The organism is Psychrobacter sp. CAL346-MNA-CIBAN-0220 (assembly GCF_040309805.1).
Classification (GTDB): domain Bacteria; phylum Pseudomonadota; class Gammaproteobacteria; order Pseudomonadales; family Moraxellaceae; genus Psychrobacter.
The window spans coordinates 1098610-1120510 of sequence record NZ_JBEOPF010000001.1 but is presented as its reverse complement, the minus strand read 5'-3'; the positions used below and the strand labels follow the sequence as shown (position 1 = coordinate 1120510).

The 21901-nt window shown below is 42.6% G+C and carries 18 protein-coding genes and 1 pseudogene; 3 read left to right on the top strand and 16 right to left on the bottom strand.

The window, feature by feature from the left end:
• Positions 1-8 precede the first annotated feature (8 nt).
• Positions 9-752: an amino acid ABC transporter ATP-binding protein gene (locus AAEY88_RS04340; protein WP_350559578.1), complete on the top strand. Its 744-nt coding sequence runs from the start codon at positions 9-11 to the stop codon at positions 750-752.
• A 199-nt stretch (positions 753-951) separates the two neighbouring features.
• Here AAEY88_RS04340 and AAEY88_RS04335 read toward each other — a convergent pair whose 3' ends face one another.
• The 11 genes and pseudogenes from AAEY88_RS04335 to uraD all read right to left on the bottom strand — a co-directional run bounded on the left by AAEY88_RS04335 (position 952) and on the right by uraD (position 11667).
• Positions 952-1608 carry an aminodeoxychorismate/anthranilate synthase component II gene (locus tag AAEY88_RS04335; RefSeq protein WP_350559575.1) on the bottom strand — a complete coding sequence of 219 codons (657 nt, stop codon included), beginning with the start codon at positions 1606-1608 and terminating at the stop codon, positions 952-954.
• Positions 1609-1642: 34 nt separating this feature from the next.
• Positions 1643-3061, bottom strand: coding sequence for an anthranilate synthase component I family protein (locus tag AAEY88_RS04330; RefSeq protein ID WP_350559572.1), 1419 nt, complete (start codon positions 3059-3061; stop codon positions 1643-1645).
• Between the two features lie 65 nt (positions 3062-3126).
• Positions 3127-3399, bottom strand: coding sequence for a Trp family transcriptional regulator (locus AAEY88_RS04325; protein WP_350559569.1), 273 nt, complete (start codon positions 3397-3399; stop codon positions 3127-3129).
• A 300-nt stretch (positions 3400-3699) separates the two neighbouring features.
• A pseudogene (locus AAEY88_RS04320) lies at positions 3700-4032 on the bottom strand (ureidoglycolate lyase).
• Between the two features lie 196 nt (positions 4033-4228).
• A complete protein-coding gene (locus AAEY88_RS04315; protein ID WP_350559566.1) occupies positions 4229-5065 on the bottom strand; it encodes a bifunctional allantoicase/(S)-ureidoglycine aminohydrolase in 837 nt (278 codons plus the stop codon).
• Between the two features lie 134 nt (positions 5066-5199).
• Positions 5200-5742: an ureidoglycolate lyase gene (locus AAEY88_RS04310; protein WP_350559563.1), complete on the bottom strand. Its 543-nt coding sequence runs from the start codon at positions 5740-5742 to the stop codon at positions 5200-5202.
• Between the two features lie 326 nt (positions 5743-6068).
• A complete protein-coding gene (gene puuE / locus AAEY88_RS04305) occupies positions 6069-7049 on the bottom strand; it encodes an allantoinase PuuE (protein ID WP_350559560.1) in 981 nt (326 codons plus the stop codon).
• A 232-nt stretch (positions 7050-7281) separates the two neighbouring features.
• A complete protein-coding gene (locus tag AAEY88_RS04300; protein WP_350559557.1) occupies positions 7282-8775 on the bottom strand; it encodes an NCS1 family nucleobase:cation symporter-1 in 1494 nt (497 codons plus the stop codon).
• 270 nt (positions 8776-9045) lie between these two features.
• Positions 9046-10362: a urate hydroxylase PuuD gene (locus AAEY88_RS04295; protein ID WP_350559554.1), complete on the bottom strand. Its 1317-nt coding sequence runs from the start codon at positions 10360-10362 to the stop codon at positions 9046-9048.
• A 309-nt stretch (positions 10363-10671) separates the two neighbouring features.
• The gene (gene uraH, locus AAEY88_RS04290) at positions 10672-11031 is read right to left on the bottom strand and encodes a hydroxyisourate hydrolase (RefSeq protein WP_350559551.1); all 360 of its coding nucleotides are present in this window, start codon (positions 11029-11031) and stop codon (positions 10672-10674) included.
• Between the two features lie 114 nt (positions 11032-11145).
• Complete coding sequence (gene uraD, locus AAEY88_RS04285) at positions 11146-11667, bottom strand: 2-oxo-4-hydroxy-4-carboxy-5-ureidoimidazoline decarboxylase (RefSeq protein ID WP_350559548.1); 522 nt, start codon at positions 11665-11667, stop codon at positions 11146-11148.
• Positions 11668-12105: 438 nt separating this feature from the next.
• Here uraD and AAEY88_RS04280 point away from each other — a divergent pair, with 438 nt between their 5' ends.
• Positions 12106-12768, top strand: a complete 663-nt coding sequence (locus AAEY88_RS04280; protein ID WP_350559545.1) for a TetR/AcrR family transcriptional regulator — start codon at positions 12106-12108, stop codon at positions 12766-12768.
• A 164-nt stretch (positions 12769-12932) separates the two neighbouring features.
• On the opposite strand, the gene AAEY88_RS04275 is transcribed toward AAEY88_RS04280, so the two are convergent.
• Positions 12933-14339 carry a nucleobase:cation symporter-2 family protein gene (locus AAEY88_RS04275; protein WP_350559542.1) on the bottom strand — a complete coding sequence of 469 codons (1407 nt, stop codon included), beginning with the start codon at positions 14337-14339 and terminating at the stop codon, positions 12933-12935.
• A gap of 868 nt (positions 14340-15207) precedes the next feature.
• Here AAEY88_RS04275 and AAEY88_RS04270 point away from each other — a divergent pair.
• The gene (locus AAEY88_RS04270) at positions 15208-17265 is read left to right on the top strand and encodes a TonB-dependent receptor domain-containing protein (protein ID WP_350559539.1); all 2058 of its coding nucleotides are present in this window, start codon (positions 15208-15210) and stop codon (positions 17263-17265) included.
• Positions 17266-17425: 160 nt separating this feature from the next.
• Here the strand turns inward: AAEY88_RS04270 and AAEY88_RS04265 are convergent, their stop codons facing one another.
• From AAEY88_RS04265 to AAEY88_RS04250, 4 genes are all read right to left on the bottom strand, one after another.
• Positions 17426-18184, bottom strand: a complete 759-nt coding sequence (locus AAEY88_RS04265; RefSeq protein ID WP_350559536.1) for an ATP-binding cassette domain-containing protein — start codon at positions 18182-18184, stop codon at positions 17426-17428.
• A gap of 217 nt (positions 18185-18401) precedes the next feature.
• On the bottom strand, positions 18402-19448 hold the full coding sequence (locus tag AAEY88_RS04260; RefSeq protein ID WP_350559533.1) for an iron chelate uptake ABC transporter family permease subunit: 1047 nt from the start codon (positions 19446-19448) through the stop codon (positions 18402-18404).
• 38 nt (positions 19449-19486) lie between these two features.
• Positions 19487-20587: an iron chelate uptake ABC transporter family permease subunit gene (locus tag AAEY88_RS04255; RefSeq protein ID WP_350559530.1), complete on the bottom strand. Its 1101-nt coding sequence runs from the start codon at positions 20585-20587 to the stop codon at positions 19487-19489.
• A gap of 39 nt (positions 20588-20626) precedes the next feature.
• Complete coding sequence (locus tag AAEY88_RS04250) at positions 20627-21667, bottom strand: siderophore ABC transporter substrate-binding protein (RefSeq protein ID WP_350559527.1); 1041 nt, start codon at positions 21665-21667, stop codon at positions 20627-20629.
• Positions 21668-21901: the final 234 nt, after the last annotated feature.

Sequence of the window (21901 nt, the reverse complement as noted above, 5' to 3'; positions counted from 1 at the left end):
GAACTTTTATGATTCAAGTTACTAATATTCATAAAGCCTTTGGTAGCAATCAAGTGCTCAAAGGCATTGATTTGACCATTCATAAAGGTAAAGTGGTGGTGATATTAGGGCCATCAGGTTCGGGCAAAACGACCTTTTTGCGGTGTCTTAACGCGCTCGAAATTCCAGATCAAGGCGTTATTGCCTTTGATGATGGGAGTTTAACGGTAGACTTTGCTACCAAGCCTAAGAAGAAAACTTTGCTAGCACTACAGCGTAAGTCAGGCATGGTGTTCCAGTCTTATAATTTATTTCCGCATAAGACCGCACTTGAGAACTTGACCTTAGGGCCGGTGGTGGTACAAGGCAAAAGTAAAGCAGAAGGTCGCACCCAAGCATTGGCGCTACTTAAAAAAGTAGGATTATCGGATAAAGCTGATTTATATCCTTTTCAGTTATCTGGCGGCCAGCAGCAGCGTATTGGCATTGCTCGTGCATTAGCTATTGAACCTTCGTTACTATTATTTGATGAGCCCACTTCTGCCCTCGATCCAGAATTAGTTCAATACGTTTTAGCGACTATGAAGCAGCTGGCGTCCGAAGGCTGGACAATGGTGGTGGTCACCCATGAGATTAATTTTGCTCGTGATGTTGCTGATCATGTGGTACTTATTGAGGATGGACACATAGTTGAGGAAGGTAGCGCTGAGCAGATGTTTGAATTATCCACCCATCCACGTACCCAAGAGTTTCTACAGCGTATCGGTGAGTAGTTTCTGAACAGTCCGCCGTCGTAGTATTTGATAAAAAATCCCTTTATTTATATAGATGAGGGGATTTTTTATACTTAAAATTTGATTGGATTTTGATTTTAGACACAAAAAAGCCAGCTAATTTCAATTAGCTGGCTTTTTAATTAACAGATTTGCCATGCTTTTTTCACTTTTATCTCAATCTAAATTTGACGCTTTATTATAAATCATTTACTTGCAACAAAAAGTTAGTAAGCAAACGCTTGGCACCTTCAGTAGCAAATGATTCAGGATGAAACTGAACCCCTTGAATAGGATATTGTTTATGACGAACGCCCATAATCTCATCACCCGCATTAGCAGCCTCAGCCATACTTAAATGAGCGTTATTGGCATTGGAGACGACGGCGGTAATCTGTAAGCAGTCCGGTAGCTCATGCGCTTGTACCATCAGTGAATGGTAGCGCATGATGTCAATCTCCTGCGGTAATCCTTGATAGAGGCCTGCACCATCGTGACGGATGGCTGACACTTTACCGTGCATTGGCACACTGGCGCGGATAACTTGACCGCCGAATACCTGAGCGATGCCCTGCATACCTAAACAGACGCCCAACAGGGGCGTGGTCTTACCCAGTACTGCAATGACTTCAGCGCAAATACCGAAATAGGCAGGATTATCCGGCGCGCCAGGACCCGGTGATATGATGATTCTATCAGGATTCATAGCGTGCACCTCTGCCAAACTAATCTCATTATTACGCTTTACGATGACCGTGAAATTTTCCTGATTGCTCATAGTCTGCAAAATCTCGCCCACATACTGATAGAGATTAAAAGTGAACGAGTCGTGGTTATCAATAATTAAAACATTCATTAGCAATAAACTCTTTGGTAAAAAAACAATTAATTCATGGATTGATGAAGCTATCCAATACCACTTTCATAGCCGACAGCTTGCGTTGGATTTCTAAGTATTCATCCGCTGGATTGGAGTCATAGACGTTGCCGCCGCAAGTTTGGGCATAGGCTGATTCACCATTGATGAATAGGCTGCGAATGGGAATGGCAAAGATACAGTCCCCATTAAAATTAAAAGCGCCCAACGCCCCACCATAGGCACCGCGCCCATCTGGCTCAAGCTCATTAATAACCTTAATCGCCTCAATCTTAGGAGCACCTGACAACGTGCCCGCAGGGAAATTACTGGCAAGTGCGCTAAACATATCCTCATTAGGATGCAAAATACCAACGATTTCAGAGGAGATATGTTGGACGTGTGAATAGCGTTTGATATCCATCAGACTGCGGACTTTGACCGTGCCAAATCGTGCCACCCGTCCGATATCGTTGCGATGCAAGTCCACCAGCATATTGTGTTCGGCTATCTCTTTGGCGTCGTTTAATAGGGCGCGTGCCAACTGGCGGTCTTCGATTTGATTGGCGCCACGTTTGGCAGTGCCTGCTAGCGGATAAGTCTCCATTTCACCTTGGCGTAAGCGGAATAACAGCTCAGGGGACGCCCCAATAATGCGCTGTTGTCCAAACTTCATAAAATACATGTGCGGGGATGGATTGACCACGCGCAGCTTTTCATAAATGGGCATATGCGCGCCGCTAATTCGATAATGTGACTTAAATCCCACCTCACATTGAAATATACGACCAGCGATAATGTCTTCTTTAACTTTTGTCACGGCGCAAGCATGCGCCTCTTGGCTCATACCGTCTCCTAAAGACTCAACTATTGGTGGCGGATAAGTTGGAATCGGAGCATCGAGTAAAGCGGTTATTTGCTCAATACGATTGTTCTGATTGTCCGTTGGGTAATAAAAATAGAAGATTTCTCCTGTCATTTTATCCAGTGTTAATCCATCCAAATATACCCCAAACTTAAACGGCTCAAAATGTTCGCTGGTCTTGGCATCTAAGCTCGGTTCAAAAAAATTGACACTGTCATAGCCCAAATAGCCGACTAAACCCCCAGTTTGATCACGGGCGATGACGTGCTGAGGCGTGATCTCGCGCAACAATTGGTAAGGATTGTCGGTTTGATAGCAGGTGGTCTCAGCCGTTTTGTTATCCGTAATCGCGAGAGTGATACGGTCAATGGCGGTGATGGTCATGACGGGATCAAAACCAATCGCATGATGACGTGAAATGTGGCTTTCTTCACCCAATGACTCGAGCAAATAGCAAGTCTCAAAAGCGCTTTCAATGCGTTTGAATAGTGCAAAGAAGTCAATATCTTGGGTAAGTTTAATACGCTGGGGCTTGCTTGGGATATCAATGGGTGCGGGCTGAATATAATGCGGGGTAGGAGAAGTCATGACAGGGTCCAAAGTAAGTCTGTTATTTATAGGGTAAAAAATGAGAGTAATTTGAATTTGAATTATTAGCGCTTTCGATGCGTCGCCAATAAGTCACTAACATCATGATTTTGCATGGCTTTAGCGCCGCGAGACACAGTGGCAATACCGACACCGAGCTGCTCGGATATCTCACGTTGGGTGACACCGCGTTCTAGTAAATCAAAGATGCGGATACGATTGGCGATTTCGAGCTGTTCTTTGTCAGTCAATAACGCGCTCAACAATACGTCAATATCCGCGCTGTTATCACAATTTGCTAAGTGGGTTAATAGGCTTTGGTAAGTATCAGTGCTCATAAAAGGGGGTCTTAATAGGTAGAGTAAGCAAGTGATGAGTTTGTTTCAACATACTAGTACGATAGTACAAAAAAGACAAGTCATATCCTAATAAATTTTGTCACGATTGCTATTGATGAGTGGTAGGTACTGATAATTAATGGTTTTTTATATACTTTAAAATTTATGGTACTTTAATTTTAAACACAAAAAGCCAGCTAATCGAAATTAACTGGCTCATATAAAATTATTAGCAGGAACGATTAGCTACACAGCAGTAGCAGTAGCTTGCTCTCTAACTTGACATAGATATTCCAGTCGCTAGTCGCCAATCTCAAGCTCATAGCAGTTTTTGCCTTCGCCATTGATACGGTCAACGACTAAAAAGTCAGCATCGCTGCCCAGTACTAATAACGGATGATGCCAAACATTGGGATCGTACTACACGCCTTGATTGGACTTGGCATAGAATACCGTCAAGTCATCAGCAGACTTAGGTGGCTCACCAGCTTTGGCAACGATAACGATATAGTCTTGGCCAGTCACCGAAAAGAACGCTTGCGACCCAAATGGATGATATTCCATCACCGATAAAGCGATTAACCTCTTGACGCTATAGACTACATAACGTGAGGAGGTTGATTTATAATTTATTTTTTCTTAGGTGATGTTGCCGTTATTGGGGTTTGAAACGATACTTAATGCAGGTTGAAGGTTAACTCGAGAGATTTATTCCTTTTCATAAAAAACTGCGCTATCAATGCAATTGCTAGCGCAGTTTTAAAAAGTAATAAATGATATATTCGAATTAACGATTATGCCTCTATACTATTTTATTATTCTAGATTAATTATCGTACTGGGCGAATAAACGGCATATGTCTATTCACGTCTTTATATAGTAAGTATCTAAATGGACCAGGTCCGCCGGCGTAACAAGATTGTGGGCAGAATGCGCGCAGCCACATAAAATCACCCGCCTCAACTTCTACCCATTCCCCATTTAAGTGATAGACGGCTTTACCTTCTAGTACATACAAACCATGTTCCATAACATGAGTTTCATCAAATGGAATCACGCCACCTGGCTGGAAAGTCACAATGTTTACATGCATGTCGTGACGCATATCAGACTGCTCTGTAAACCGAGTGGTTGACCATACGCCCCCTGTGTTCGGCATCTCAATAGCTTCAACATCGTGATCGCTTGTTACAAAGGCTTCGGGCGCATCAATACCTTCTACAAATTGATAAGCTTTGCGGATCCAATGAAATTTAACATGCTTGTCGCTATTGTTTTTCAGCGTCCATTTGCAGCCAGGTGGTAAAAATGCATAACCACCCGCTTCAAGATGATGCACTTCACCTTCAATAGTCATATCCATTTCACCTTCAACGATGAATACAACACCTTCGGCCTTTGCGTCTAGCTCAGGTTTTTCTGAACCGCCATTAGGCTCAACTTCGACGATATACTGTGAGAAGGTTTCAGAGAAACCTGTAAGTGGACGTGCAAGCACCCACATCCGCATTCCTTCCCAAAAAGGTAAATAGCTAATAACAATGTCGGTTAGTACACGTTTGGGAATAATCGCATAACCTTCGGTGAAGATAGCGCGATCGGATAGTAATTGTGTTTGCGGAGGCAATCCGCCAGTTGGTGCGTAATAAGTACTTTTTGTTGTCATTGTTAATGTTCCTTAGTGGTTTTGTGCCGCGATAAATTTGTGTTTAAACTCATGGAGCAAAGGGTAAGTGTAAGTGCGCCCGTCTGGCTAGAATTTACTTTTAGAGTGTTTGATTGGGTGTTCTTTTATAGCCATTAAGCCTGCTTTTTAGCCTGCTCAGCAGATACATCGATGCAAACTTCCCAATCATCAATCGCTAATTCATGGCAGTTATTACCATCACCGTTGATGCGATCGACCACTAAAAAATCACAATCAGCTTTTAGCGCCAGTAGCGGATGATGCCAAACATTGGCATCATACTGTACACCTTGATGCGAATGAGCATAAAACACTTGTAAATCATCAGCTGATTTAGGCGCATCGCCAGCTTTGGCCACAACGACTAGATAGTCTGTGCCATTCATAGAAAAGAAGGCTTGCGTGCCAAACGGATGGTATTCCATCACTGATAACGTAATCGGACAATCGCGTCTTTTGGTACGAAAAATGCTAAAACCGACCTCTCCACCGTCTAGGCCAACTTTTGAGATGGCATGATGACGGCACGCATAGCCACGATTGATATCCCAACTGTTTTCAGGACATTTTTCTTGATCATCATAAGGCTCAATAACTGAGCCATAAGGAGCAAAAGCAGCCTTGGTTAAAGGTTGGGCAATTATCGTGGTTTTCATGAGTTTACCTTTGTTAATGATATGGTTTATTAAGTTATAGACCATCAGTGGTCGATAACTGTCTTGCTTTTTTTATTCGTGAGCTTTTCTACTTGCGCTGCACGATTGTTACCGTTAGGCAGTTTATCCGCAGTTTGCTGCTCATATTATTAAACGATCAGGCCGAGTGTTACCGATACTTAATTATTTGAGCTAAGTAAATACCAGACACAAGATGTAGTTTTTGAGCAATTGAATCACTGAGGTATAAACTGTCTTGAGCGTATCATCTAGTAGCTTACGTGACTGCTATTACGTGCTTAGTGATTTGATGATACGTCCCAGGGTTACATCCAATCTGCGCTGTTGTCTGCAGTGGCTGGATGATTTTCATACCAGTGCTTAGCGATTTCATCGCGGCGGCATACCCAAACATCAGGTTTACTGGTGATGTACTTTAAAAATTGCTTGAGGGCGGTGATACGACCGGCACGACCAATGATACGACAATGTAGACCGATGGTCAGCATTTTTGGCGCATGTTCGCCTTCTTCATAAAGGGTGTCAAAGCTATCTTTTAGATATTGATAAAATGGTTCAGCGTTGGTAAACCCGGGGCTTGAAGCAAAACGCATGTCGTTGGTTTCAAGGGTATAAGGAATAACTAAGTGCGGCTTGCGAGTAATGGTATTGCCGTCTTGAGTTTTGACATTGAGCCAGTATGGGAGCTCATCCGCATAAGAATCGGAGTCATAAATATAACCGCCTTGTTCGGCGACCAGCTCTCGCGTATTGGGGCTGTCACGACCCGTGTACCAGCCTAATGGCTGTCTGCCAAGCATGCGCTCAAAGATTTTAGTGGCAGCGCGAACATGCTCACGTTCCGTCTCACGATACATATACTGATAAGTAATCCAGCGCAAACCGTGGCTGGCTACTTCATGGCCATCTTCTAATATACGCTCAACAATATGCGGTGTTTTTTCAGCAGCGGCCGCACAAGTAAAGGTAGTAATCGGTAAACCATACTCTTTAAACACATCTAGTACGCGCCAAACACCCACCCGACTGCCGTATTCAAAAGCGGATTCAATAGACTGATGGCGATTGTTAAATTCTGGCGTACCTAAGACATCAGATAAGAAACGTTCAGATTGACCATCACCATGAATGACGTTATTTTCTGCGCCTTCTTCAATGTTCAATACAAACTGAACGGCGATTTTTGCACCGCCTGGCCAATTTGCTTTCGGTGGGTTATCGCCATAGCCTTTTAGGTCGCGAGGATAAGCGTCCTGATCAAAGTCGCTGGTGATTTTTTGGGTCATGTTAAATATTCCTTTATAAAAACAGAGCAATAATGTTGCTCAAGACTAGCTAAATAAATTTTTTAAGTAGGTATTACTAAGTTGATAGTAATAAAACTACAGCAATCTGTTGAGTAATAAGATGGACGTTAAGAAGTTAGGGTCATAGTGCCAATCATGACAATAAGTACATAAAATTGACCGACTGGCTTATTAATTAATGAATGAATGAATGAATGCTTACTTACTTGGCTTATTCTAAAATCTCGTTTGGTTTCACTGCATATTGGCGCATCAATAACCAATAAACGATACCACCTAAAGCTGCTCCTAATAAGAAGCCATAGCCTTCAAGCTTCGTTAGTACGGGCACTAATATCGTGGCTATAGAGAATAGTGCCCCAATGGCAAAAGCTATCAGACCGCGAATGTTCCAACCTTTATAGTAGTAATAAGCACCATCGGGTTTATCAGAAAATAAGTCATTCATGCTGATATGTTGGCGTTTAATTAGATAATAATCGACCACCAAGATACCAAAGAATGGGGCGATTACCGCGCCAATAGCATTAACAAAGCCCACAATACCGATCTTACTGATAAACGACAGCCACAAGGCTCCAACAAAGAAGGCAATAACAGCTGTAATTAAACCACCCATACGAAAGTTAATTCGTTTAGGAAATAAGTTGGCCAAATCATAAGCAGGTGGTATGAAGTTTGCGACCATATTAATACCAACGGTCGCCGCAAAGAAGGTTAATGCTGCAATGACAGTTAAGGGTAACGAGTCAACCCGCTCAACGATATCTGAGGGATTGGTTAACGCTTCACCGAACAATACTAAGGTACCAGCCGTAATGACCAAGGCAATGAACGAGAAGAACACCATATTGATAGGTAAGCCAAGCAAGTTACCCAAGCGCATATCTCGCTCACTACGTAAAAAGCGCGAAAAGTCACCAAAATTAATCACTACTGCCGCAAAATAAGCGACCATCGTACCCACAATAGCAGTAAATGCTTGTAGTTGATTACCGCTATAATCACTGTTACTGGCAAAGATAGAACCGATCGCGGGTAACAACTCAGAGCCTGATTGATACCATATTACTGCCGTCAGAATAACCATGACCACATACACTAAGGGGCCTGCCCAATTTAAAAAGTGCTTAATAGGTTCAATGCCTGCCCAAAATAGCACAATTTGAAATAACCAAACGATGACGAAGGCGAGCCAATCAGTACTGTTAAGACCTAAGAAAGTCGCATCTGAGCTGCCCATGACAATAGTTAATAAAATAGCAACGGCAGTCGATGCAAAGTAGGTCTGCACCCCGTACCAAAAAATTCCAATAATAGCCCGTAGTATTGCGGGTAGGTTCGCGCCATTGACGCCAAGACTTGCACGTATCAGTACCGGAAACGGAATACCATATTTAACGCTAGGTTTACCCGTCAAGTTAACCATCAACATCACGATAAAGCCGGCACATATAATGGCGGCCATTACCCACCAACCACTTAAGCCATAACTCAAAAATAATGAGGCGGCAAGGGTATAGCCAAATAAGCTCTGAATGTCGTTGGACCAAACATTAAATATTGCAAACCAGCCCCATGTCCGATCTTCTGGTCTAAGTGGTGCTAAGTCTTCGTTGTACAATCTTGAGTTTTTAATAGCAGGATCAAGTTGGCTATGATCATAGACAGTTTGACGCTGCGTTCGCTTAGCATTATTAGACATCCGTAATTCCTTTTAGCAGATGACAGTCATAATTGAGCACACTTTTACTTTATGTGTATCTGACGGTTTGGTCAAGGTAATTCTTACAGTCTGTTTATGAATAAATTTGAGACTACTAAAAATACAGAAATCTAAAGACTAAGCTTGGTTAATATATCAACAATTTAAAAACATAGTAAACACACAGTGACGATATAACGCTTACCATGTGCTTTGAGTAGAGGCCTAATATAGTCTCTAAAACTAGATATTTAGAGACTAGGTTAAAAACTATAACCCTGACGTATACGCTACGATTTGTTGGCGTTCTTCATCGGTTAACTGGGTAATATTACCTAATGGCATGTAGCCTGTCTGTACCGCAGTGACGATTTTAGCTTTATATATTTTCATATCGTTGGGTGTCTGCAAGACAATGCCCGCTGGTGGAGCAGCAAAGCCTGCTTGCGTTGGCTGCACGGCATGACAAACGCTACAGCGCGTATGTACAACACCCATTATGGCATCATCAGCTGAGGCAGTAACGGGTACGGCTGTAGCAGTTGCCGTACTTGGATTAGCAGCAGCTGTGTCTGTACTGGCACCAGCAGCGGGTGGCGGCGTAGCATCAGTAGTTGCCGAACCTACTGGTACAGCAGAGGCTACTGGAGGAACTGGTAACGGCTCAATCGGTGCCGGACGCATCCAAATAATTAACAGGACGGTTGCTATCGCAGGAATCCATAAGAATTTTGGCTTACTGTGACCCAAATGTTTTTGGTTAAAGTAATGACGAACGGTTGCCGTGATGATACCAACGAATACCAATACCAACCAACCATGGGCATGTGAATACATCATTGGATAGTGATTACTAATCATGGTAAAGATTAGTGGTAGGGTAAAGTAGTTATTCATTAGCGAGCGGTTTTTGGCCATTAGCGCCAAATCTGCTACTTCTTTACCTGGTTTTTCACCTTTGCGTACACAGTCTACTAGTGCGCGCTGAGCGGGCATAATACCAAAGAAGACGTTACCGGCCATGACTGTACCTAATATGGCACCAACATGGATAAAGGAGGCACGATCACTGAACAGCTGGTATGAGCCCCAAGTAGCAATAATCATTAAGACAAAAATGGTAATACTAAAAACCAGTGCATTTTTACCGATACGGCTACGTACAATGACTTCATAAATAAAGTAGCTGCCGAATAAGAATAGTAAGCTGGTCGAAATAGCACCGATATTACTGCCAAACTCAACTTTACTTGGATCGACCAAGTAGGCAGTAGCATTGGCGTAATAGACGATGGAGAGCATCGCCATACCGGTCAGCCATGTGGTGTAGGCTTCCCATTTAAACCAATGTAATGTCTTTGGCATCTCTTCAGGTTCGAGCTTGTATTTAGCAATCTCATAGAAACCACCGCCATGAACTGCCCATAAATCACCTGAGATACCTTTGTCTGTTTTCCATTGTGGTGGCTTACGTAAGCTGAGATCTAACCAAACGAAATAAAATGAGGCGCCAATCCACGCTATCCCAGCAATAACGTGAAACCAGCGGAAAAATAATGCTACCCAATCGAGAAGATATGCGCCCATGCGACAATTGTCCTTTTATGTTGCTATGTATTAGTAACTGGTAACGACTTCTAATCACATTGTTTATGATATAAGCGCTATCCGTGTCTTTTTATATGTCTAATGTCTATATATTTTGATAATTTTATCTATTAATAACGATGTCTATTAATAGGTAAAGGACATTAGATAAATAAGTGATACATTATTTGAATAAATGAAAGTTACCAGTGTTAGCTGTCTGTAATGTTCTTAGTTGAGGGATGAAGCTTTGCCTTATCCTTTTACAGGACTATAGATTTATATGAGGCCATGCGGTCTGATATAAATCTACGAGCCCCGATAAGTGCCATAACCATGCGCGCTTAGTAATAGCGGAATATGATAATGACTGGCATCGCTCACCACAAAGTCGATTACAACTTGCGGATAAAACGCAGTCAGCTTTTGCGCATCAAAATAAGATTGGGTATCAAAGGTTATGGTATAGCGGCCAGTACTCAAACTGCTATCAACGGCAGCATCGAATTGCCAGCTGTCTGGTGTGACGCGGCCATCGTTGTTGGTCGTACCTTTGGCTAATAGGGTCGCTTCACCACTGTCTGTAACGCGATGTAGGGTAACGGCGATATCAGCGGCAGGTTTGCCAAGATGAGTATCTAAAATATGTGATGATAGGGTAGCGGACATAATGCTTCCTTTGTATAAAGTGGAAAATGATAATAGATGTCGATGCTTTTGCACCGTACAAGTTTTGGGGCAATGTAATGTCTATGAAATCAATTCAATCATTTGAGCATTCATCTAAGCATTGCCGAATAGCTTGTTTAAGCGTAAACGGGTAATTTTATTTTGCTCAGTAGCCGCATTTGCAAGCTCAGTAGCACGGTCATTCGGTAGACGGGCCAGCAATAAATCAAGCATCTGCTGCGCACTTTTACCGGTCGCAAAAACAATAAAGATAAAACCAAACTTATCGAGATAATCTTGATTGCCTTGCGCTAGATCTTCTAGGACTTTGTCCTCAGCATCATTGGCACCCGATTGTTCATGCGCTGCGCTGTCTTGAGTATTGCGATATTTTTCTTTCAGAGAATCGACATTACCGATTTGTGGATGGCCGTCAAAGGCTTCTAATAAGTCCGCCTCGTTTGTTTGTACTTGATTCCATGCCTCATCGCTACTGATTAGCAGCGTATTCATATCAGTAAAGGGTCGCGCGCTGGCAAGCTTATGTGCCCAGCTGGTGCTGGTACAACAAGTCAAAAGCTGTGAGGTTGCATCCGCTTGGGTAAGTTCGTTAAATTGGGGTAAGTTTAAGCTCATGATGACATCCTTATCTTTTATGATGAAAGCCTGGTGTAACAGTTAAAGGCTATTGAGCAATGACCAGGTCACCATATCTCTTTTTATTGGCTCTTTATATTAATTTTAGCCCTTTGCCTGAAGCCAAAATTTCAGAGGCTGATACTTTTAAGTCAATATTGTGATGGGGTATTGCTCTTAATTAATATGAAATACGCTCGATTAAAAAAACGCTGAGAATTCGATTAAACAAATCGTGTGTTAAAGTGATACTAATTAAGCAGTAATTGGTTTATATTGTCTATTCTGCTAAAACCTGACCATTTGGTCAACTACTTTTTACAAAAAACTTTATTTTGTCGTGCTATGTTCCATAAAAAGGTGTATTTATTACCATTATTATTAGGAATATGGCTTACTTCTTAACAAATATGCCAAATGGCTCAATTAATGATCGCTATGACTCAAAATATTCAAGAAAATGCATCGTCCCCATCCGAGGCAACGACTCACCGTAGCCAGCAAGATATTCGTGCGCAGAACCAAGCATTAATTCTAGCAGCAGCTGAAGAAGAGTTCGTACTCCAAAGCTATCGCGGTGCCACCATGCAAGGAATTGCTGATCGGGCCGGATTACCAAAAGCCAATATTCATTATTATTTCAAAAATAAAAAAAATCTGTATAAGGTGGTACTACGCTCAATCATTCAAGAATGGAATGAGGGCTTGATTACTATGACTGTCGACAGTGATCCAACGACGGTTATTGAGAAGTTTGTGCGCACTAAACTGCGTCAAGCATTTGCCCATCCCAACCGTCATAAACTGTTTGCAGTTGAGATCATCGGCGGTGCCCCGCATTTACATGATTTTATGTCAACAACTATGAAAGACTGGGCACTTGATAAAACAGAAGTCATGAAAATATGGCATGAACAGGGCAAAATAAGTATTGCTGATCCCTTGCAACTGCTGGTTCTAATCTGGGCGACCACCCAGCGTTATGCTGAGTTTGAAACCGAAATTATCGGCCTAATGGAAAAAGATGCCTACGACAAACAAGATGAAGCGCGCGCTGCCGACTTCTTAGTGCCTTTCATCCTGCGTGGTTGTGGTCTTTAATCATGACCGAGTAAGGTTAAATGACTGCAGTCATCAGTCCAAGATACGATGAAGCACTTATCTGCTGCTAGTCCAAATCACGCTTAAGGCGTGATTAATTTATGGTGGTACATAACCAGCAGATAAGAGGATTGCCGCGTTATCATTAAGGCGGTGCGCTAAGTTTAAGAGGCTTTTTTAAGCGGTTTTAAACCATCATCAGCATGCTGCTCGGCAGTATCAAACTCGACACCATAGTTCTTCGGTAAGATCATATCAAGAGTGATAGCAACGATGCCTGACATGGTTACTGCTGAGCCAAAGATATTACGGAAAAACTGTGGGGTTTGGGCGAATACATCCGGAACAAAGGCAATACCCATTGATAAACCTAGTGAGGTTGCAATAATCAAGACATTACGATGGGTAAAGTTAACCGTTGATAGGATACGGATACCAGCGGTTGCAACGGTTGCAAACATCAACAGCGTTACCCCACCAACAACTGGTTTAGGCAGTTGAGTAAAAATAGCACCAAGGATAGGGAATAGCCCCATGGTGAATAATATAGCCGCCACATAAAAACCAACATAGCGGCTGGCGATACCCGTCATCTGAATCACACCGTTGTTCTGGCTAAAGGTGGTCACTGGGAACGTGTTAAATACGGCGGCGATTAGAGAGTTAACACCATCACCCAATACCCCGCCTTTAATACGTTTTTCGTATACCGGGCCCTTGATAGGTTCGCCTGAAATCATTGAGGTCGCGGTTAGATCGCCTGAGGTCTCGATACTGGTAATGATATACATAAAGGCAATAGGGATAAAAGCCTGCCAGTCAAAACCAAAACCAAATTTAAAAGGCACTGGTACAGTAAATATAGGGGCTTCAGAGACTAGCGAGAAATCGATACGTCCTAGGAACATTGCCGCAATCAAACCAAGCATTAGCCCGATAAAGATAGCACTGGAGCGAATAACTTTATTATCAACGATACTGATCAATACCACGCTCACCAGCACCCCGCCACCCAATAGTAGATTCTCCATACTACCGAAGTTCTCGGCACCAACACCGCCTGCCAAGTCGGTCAGACCGGTTTTGGTCAGTGACAGACCAATAGTAACAATGACACAACCGGTAACGATAGGGCTCATCAACGATTTAAGCCTAGTAATAAACTGACTTAAAAATATCTCAACGAATGCCCCAAGAAACGAGACTCCAAAAATGACAGAGAGAATATCTTCGGGACTACCGCCTTTATTTTTTACCACAAAACCAGCAGCAAGTACGGCCGCTAAGAAACCAAAGCTGGTTCCTTGCAATGCCATGAGGCCGGAGCCTACGGGACCAACCTTACGCGTTTGAATAAAAGTCGCCACCCCTGATACCATCAACGACATGCTGATAAGGTAGGGGATATGTTCTCCTAACCCTAAGGCGCCACCAATGATTAGCGAAGGGGTAATGATACCGACAAAAGCGGCAAGTACGTGCTGGATTGCGCCTAAAAATGCTTTTGCAGGGGCAGGACGATCATGCAGTCCGTATAATAAATCAGGGTTTCCTTGAGTGTTTTCACTCATGACGGCTTTCTCCTAGAGTAACGTCTTAGTCCTATCTTTGTGAGGGTCTCAGGCAATATTGTGGATGCGCAGGTTAATATTAATTTCCATTTAAATATTTAACTTGCCGTATTGCCTATCCATTCAACAAAGAGTCGCACTTATCCTTGTGCTCATTCATAAAATAGAAAAATATTATTGGCTATTTTTATGAATCATTGCAGCTTAAAACCTGACTATTTAGTCAGCTATTGGATAGGGTATAGTGAAAGTGACCGTTATTGCAACGTTTTTTTTAGCTTTTGCGTGTTTAATTTCTAAAAATAAAAACATTCATTACCAGTACTCAGTAAAAAGATACTCTATAAATGAGGTTGTATGATCACTATGAATATCGTAAATAATAAGCAAAAACAGCCAGTATATAAGGATGTCAGCTGTGTTAAATAAATAATAACAATAATAAAACCCGAGTAGGACCAAGATAATAAACAAAATTCACACAGCTGAGTGAGCTCATAAAATCGGGGACTTAGCGTTACTATCAAGATAGGGTAATTAAGTCAAAACCGGTAGGCATTTGCTATCGAGTAAGGTTTTTTGTTTTTTAATATTGCTAAAGTATTAACAATTCGTTATTATACTTTTCTTTTTAATGTTAATAATTATCATTTGTATTTACAATACTGTTCGTATTCATCGGTTAAGCCAACTAGAGTATTAAGGTGCATAGCTATGTCCGTAATTGTTGCTAGATAGGTGCTTACTATCATGTGATAAAAGATTGCGCGATAAAAGCCAGCTAGGGTAGTAATTGCTTGATAGGTAGATATGGCAAACAGGGTTGTAAATAATTTTAGGTTTTATAATCAGATAAAGTGAGTGTGTTATGCGTGAAGCGAGATTGTCTAGTCGATTAACCGTATTATCAGTAGCCGTTACCACAATATTGGGGTCGCAGTTTGCAAGTGCGGCCACTGTAAACAATATGCCCAGTACTTCCTTACAAACCATTACGGTTACGGCAAATAGCTCGGTACGTGAAAAGGTACAAGAGGATTCTGTTTATATAGATGACTACACACCAGCTGCACAAGCGAGTCATCTAAGTGATTTTTTAAATGTAGTGCCAGGCGTCACTGTGGGTGGCACCTCATCGGTCAATCAGCGCGTGCGCATACGCGGTCTTGATGATACCAATCTTAAAGTTACGATTGATGGCGCGCGTCAAGAAGGCGCGTTGTTCTATCATATGGGCGATATCACTATTGACCCTGATTTATTAAAGCAGGCAGATGTGGCTGTGGGAAATAATTCAGTGACGCTAGGTAATGATGCACTCGGCGGTGCGGTTGCTTTTAAAACGGTTGATGCGGCTGATTTATTAAAACCGGGTCAAAAAATTGGCGCAAAAATACACGCCGGTTATGCCAGTAATAATGATGAGCTACTAACTTCAGCGACTGTTTTTGCGGCGCCAACAGAAAATATCGATTTGCTTGCTTATTATGGTAAGCGTGATGTGAGTTCTGGTGAGGATGGTAGTGGTCGTGAGCTTTTTGAAGACAGCGAAGGCGAAAATATTCTATTAAAGGCGGGCGCTTATATTGCCGATGACCATCGCGTAGGCGCAAGCTTTAGTCGTACTAAAAAAGAAGGTGTCTTTCCGTTTCGTCCAGACTTTCCGAGCTTAACTGATGATCCAATACCACAAAAGATAAACCGAGATACCTATACGGTTGATTACAATTTCAATCCGTCAAATTCGCTGGTTGATGTGGATACCACTGTTTATCAAACTGAAACAGAAATTTCGCGTGACAATGCTCCTAAAGTATCGCCAGGTTATGACTGGCAAGCTAAGGTAAAAACCACTGGTGCCAAAATTGAAAATACCAGTGTAATTGATAGTAATGTTGGCACCCATAAGCTGATTGCTGGTGTCGAGCATTATAAAAAAGAATCTGAGATGATACGAGATAATCAGAATTTAGGCAGTGACAGCGCAAACAACACCTCAATATATTTAGAAGACCAATGGCAAATGGGTAAACTCACTCTAACGCCTGGCGTGCGTTATGATCGTTACAAATCACCTAAATTTGTGGCGGGCGGCTCAACATATGATAACGTGGTTGGTGCCTTGGCTGCCAGTTACGAGATTGCACCGCGTACCCAAGTATTTGCCAGCTATACGCAATTATTTAACGGTCCAGACTTAGGGCAAGCAGTGTTCAATCGCAATGGCGATGGTATTTATGTCAATAATGACTTAAAGCCAGAAGAAGGCTATAACTCAGAAGTGGGTATTGCGACGACACTGCGTGATCTAACTATCGCTGACGATGCGCTAGAATTAAGCGGAAAATACTTTAAGTCTAATATTGAGAACTATCAGCTGTTTATGCGTACAGGTAATCGCCCTGGTAGATTTGGGATTGATTGTGATACGGGCGAAATAGGCGGTGAGTGCCAAGGTATGATTAACAGTGATGAAGACTATGAAATCAAAGGCGTTGAGCTGGCGGCCAACTATAGTACTCGTAACTTTGGTATGGGTCTAAGCTACTCGCGAGCACGTAGCGTGGGTGACAAGACAGGCAATAGCATTCCATCAGTGAGTGGCGGTAGTACCGACTCAGGTGATCGTTACATGGTGAATTTAAATTACAAACCAAATGATGTCGTTGGTCTAGGTTGGCGCAGCACTTATGTAGCATCAATTACAGATAATAACGAAGATACTAAACCAAATTATGATGTGCACGATGTGTATATGAACTATTCACCACGTCAGTTTGATGGCGTAACCACCACGGTTGGCATATACAACCTGTTTGATGAAACTTATGCCAGTCATGCCTCACGCTACAACGCTATCCAAGATGATAATACCGATTTTGAGCTAGGTCGCAATATCAAAGCCTCGTTAACCTATCAGTTCTAAATGGTACGGGTCTAAACGATACCATTATTATTTATACTCTAATTATTGGTAATAAAAAGGCCACTTATATTTTATAGGTGGCCTTTTTTATAGTTCTTATTTTAGAATAAGTTTCGGTCTTTTTTTGTAGGGGTTAATACCGATTTTTATTTATAAGAGATTAGAAGCTATCGACAATAACCGGACGACCTTGGTGCTCTAGTACCGTGACATCAACGTTATAAAGCTCTTTCATAGTTTTTTGGGTGATAACATCAACTGGCCGCCCGGTTGCCTTCACTCGTCCCTCTTTCATGGTCACTACGGTATCCGCAAACTGCGCGGCTTGATTGATATCATGTAAGACTATCACCACGGTTTTTTGCTGGGTATGACTTAACTCACGCAGCTCACGCATCAAGCGCCCAGAGTGGTACATATCGAGATTATTCAGCGGCTCATCGAGTAATAAATAAGGCGTATCTTGGCAGACAATCATCGCAATCAGCACGCGCTGCCGCTGTCCACCAGATAGCGCTGATAAGAAACGATCGGCTAATAGCTCTAACTCAAAGCGCTCGATAATCTCATCGACCTTTTGATGGTCGTTGGCAGTCGGTCGTCCTTGATGATAAGGATAGCGCCCGAACATCAGTAGCTCATGGACGCGCAGCCGCCCTTGGACTTGATTGTCCTGGCTCAGCATGGCGACTGTAGTAGCAAGCGTGCGTGCATTACAGCTGACAATATCATGCTCAGCGAAGCTAACTTTTCCTGATTGCAACGGTTGCAGTCGTGACATCAACGAAAACAAAGTCGATTTACCCGCGCCATTAGGGCCAATAAGGGCAATGACTTGTGAGCTTGGTAAAGATAAGCTAATGTCGTGCAGAATTTGCTGCTTACCGATATGATGCGAGACGTTATTTATTTTAATCATAGTCGTTCTTACTTTAAGCTGAATTTTTAATAAGATTTTTGTTAATTTATTAACTGTATTTTCATCTTTTTAATAAAGATGGGTTTACGATAATAAGCAAGCTTGCAAGGCGGCTGGTAAGATCTCTCGCGTGCTGTGAGGCTACACCACTCTAGAGACGTCAAAGATTTCCCACCGCTATGCTTAGCGTATATGTTTTAGAATAGGATTAACATTGCTAGCGGTGATGGGTTATAAATATCAATACTAAAAATACCAAACCACCAGCCAGCTCAATGACTACCGATAACACCCCAGCCATTCCTAACACTTGCTCAAATACCGTTTGGCCGAGTACCAAGCAAATCATCGCCACTAAGCTGACTAATATCAAGCGCTCACTATGAGTCATGTTACGGGCGAGCCGATTGGTTAAGGCACAGACTAACAGTCCAAAAAAGGTTACTGGACCGACCAAAGCGGTAGCGGTCGCCACTAAAATAGCGATAACGGTTAATAGCCCAAAGGCCAAACGCTGATAATTAATACCCAAGTTAATTGCTTGGTCTTTACCGAGCATTAAGACATCACATTGATAACGCCAGCGCCAGATGAATACCGCACTAATGGCACAGATAACAATGCTAATACTCAGCAGGTTAGGATTCACCGTATTGAACTGCGCGTAACTGGCTGATTGGACCACCACAAAGTCATCTGGATTAATCAGCCGCGCAATCAATGCTGATAAGCTACGAAACAATACCCCAAAGATAACGCCTACTAAAATAAGACGCGTTAAGTCTTGACTGCTCTTCGAGAATAACAATCGAAACAGGAGTAGTGAGGCGCCAAACATCAATACAATCTCAAGCCCAAACTTTGCTACCGGATTAATACTGGTAAAGCTGATTGCCCCTAAAAAGAATACTAGTAAACTTTGGAGCAGCACATACAAGGAGTCAAAGCCCAATAACGACGGGGTCAAAATAGGATTGTGGGTTAAGGTTTGAAACAATAGAGTGGAAACGCCGATAGCATAGCCGACTACCATTAGCGCCAATAGTTTCTTACCGCGTAATGGCAGCGCAAAGTCCCAATAACCATTAACATTAACGGTCAAAAACAAGATGGCTGAGATTAATAAAATAATACTGGCAATTGATTTTGGATGTTCAGTTATCGTAACCCACAACTTTGCCCAAAACCCTGATAACTTGGCATGCTCAGATGACTTAGTATGAGGATCCGTATCTGTTGTAGTAAAGGCAGAAGGTGAGCGCATGTGTGTATCCATTTTATTTAGTGCTGTCTATATAGATACTAAGACTCAGCAGGGGCACGTAATAATAGCCATAAAAATACTACCGTACCTACCACCCCAAACACAGTAGCAACCGGCACTTCGAACGGATAGCGAATAGAGCGCCCAATGATATCGCAGAGTAAAACTGCTGAAGCACCCAGCAAGGCAACGGCTGGCAAGCTGCGCCTAAGCTTATCACCCATAATACGGCTGACGATGTTAGGGACAATCAGACCAATAAAAGGAATAACCCCAACTGTGACCACCACCACCGCGCTCATCATCGCTACCATGCCGACACCAATCCACGTCACATGACGCTTACTGATACCTAAATTCAAGGCGATATTGTCACCTAAGCCAACGATGGTTAGCTTATCTGCGATAATATAAGCGATAATACATAGCCCGCCCGTCAGCCATAATAGCTCATAGCGTCCTGCTAATACCCCTGAAAAGTCACCGAATTGCCAAACGCTGAGCATCTGTAAGGTCTCAGTTTGATAAGCAATAAAGGTGGTTATAGCAGTAATAATGCCGCCAAAGACAATGCCAATCAATGGCACCATTAAAAAGTCAGTGGGCGGAATACGGTGTATGAGCAGCATGAAGAGCATCATGCCAAGCATCGCAGTGATGGTAGCAACGCCCATCTTGATAATAAGGGCGCTGGCAGGAAATAGCAGACTCACTACCAATAATCCAAGGGCAGCGCTTTGGGTCGCGCCTACCATCGATGGCTCAACGAAACGGTTTTTGAGCACCACCTGAATAATCATGCCCGCGACGGCCATAGACACACCGGTTAAGATAATGGCAATAGTACGCGGTAAGCGGCTGACGAGCATTAGCGAGCTGTCTGAATTGGCACTCTGGCTGATAAGACTTTGCAAAATACCCGACCATGAAAAGTCTGCCACCCCAATAGATAAGCTCAGCAATATCAAAAACCCCATTACAATGAGGCTACTGGTATTCATTAGCCATGGCGGTATTGCGGCACGGCGTTGCTTATAACTGGAGTTATTATTAGCGCTCTGCTGCCAGCGCGATGAGGCCGCGGGTGCAGAAGCGCTGGTTTTATCGGCAACGCTGACCGGATTAGAAAATAACGACATAACGGTTGCTGGCTTAAATAATTTTTATAATTCTGACGGTTACTTGGCGTTACTAAATGCAGTTTTAATAGTGGTCAAGTCCTGCATCCATTGATAATAACCACCGAATGCAAGGTAAGAATCTGGGCTGAGATAAACCACTTGGTCTTTTTTCCATGCCGTGGTTTGGGCAACTAGCGGGTTATCTAATACCGCTTTTGCACCGACACTGTCTTCACCGATTGCCGCGCTACGGTCCAGGACGAATAACCAGTCTGGATTGGTTTTCTGCAAGTATTCAAACGATACTGGCTGACCATGACGGGCATCTTCAATCTTATTATCAACCATCGGCACACCAAGTACAGTATGCACAAAGCCAAAGCGTGACTTATCACCGTAGGCTGATAGCTTATTGCCATTAACCATGACCACTAAGCCATTGCCTTTATTCTTGGTTAAAACTTGAGTTTGCTCAATGAGGCCATCAATATTTTGTTGGAGTCTCAAGGCTTGGTCGCTTTTGCCAAATAATGCGCCTAAGTCATGCAAGCGCTGCTTACTGGAGTCATAAATATTGGCGGTATCAATACTCATATCTAACGTTGGCGCAATGCTGGATAGCGCATTGTATTTTTCTGCCATCCGTGAACCGACTAAAATAGCTTGCGGCTGCATCGCATTTAAGGCTTCAAGATCTGGCTCAAATACGGTACCCACTTCTTTGGGGTCAGGTTGTTTTTTCGATTGCAAATTATCCAAATGTAAACTGCTTGGCATACCATCAACAGCCACATCGAGTGCCGCCAAATCTTGCATCAAGGTCATGTCATACACCACAACAGGTGATGGATTAATCGGTAAGCTTACCTTACCTTTAACGGTATCGACATCGATGGTAGTAACAGAGACCGCATCGTTCGACGCTGCGTCAGCAGTTTTATTTTCTTTTTTGCTATCATCCAACTCAGAGTCGGTAGACGACGAGCAGCCAGCTAAGCCAATGCTAGCGAATAATGCGGCGGTCATTGCCGTTAACAGGGGACGTTTAAAAAAAGAAGTGTTTGTAGAGTGGCTAGAAGAAAGGGAAGTAGTAAACATAAAAAACTCGGTATATTACAGGCCATAACCAGGACGTTTATAAAACGACGGCAAGGTATAAAAAGAAAAAGAGCCTGCTTAGCGTTGTCGATAGAGACGCTAATACAATGCTCGTCTGTTGTGAATCTGAAGCTTATTGCTGGATTTAATTGTTTTAAGAGAATAGAAAAAGTAAACAGTGATCATGATAAAGGAATTAATAATTTTTATCAATGATAATGATAATGATTGCTA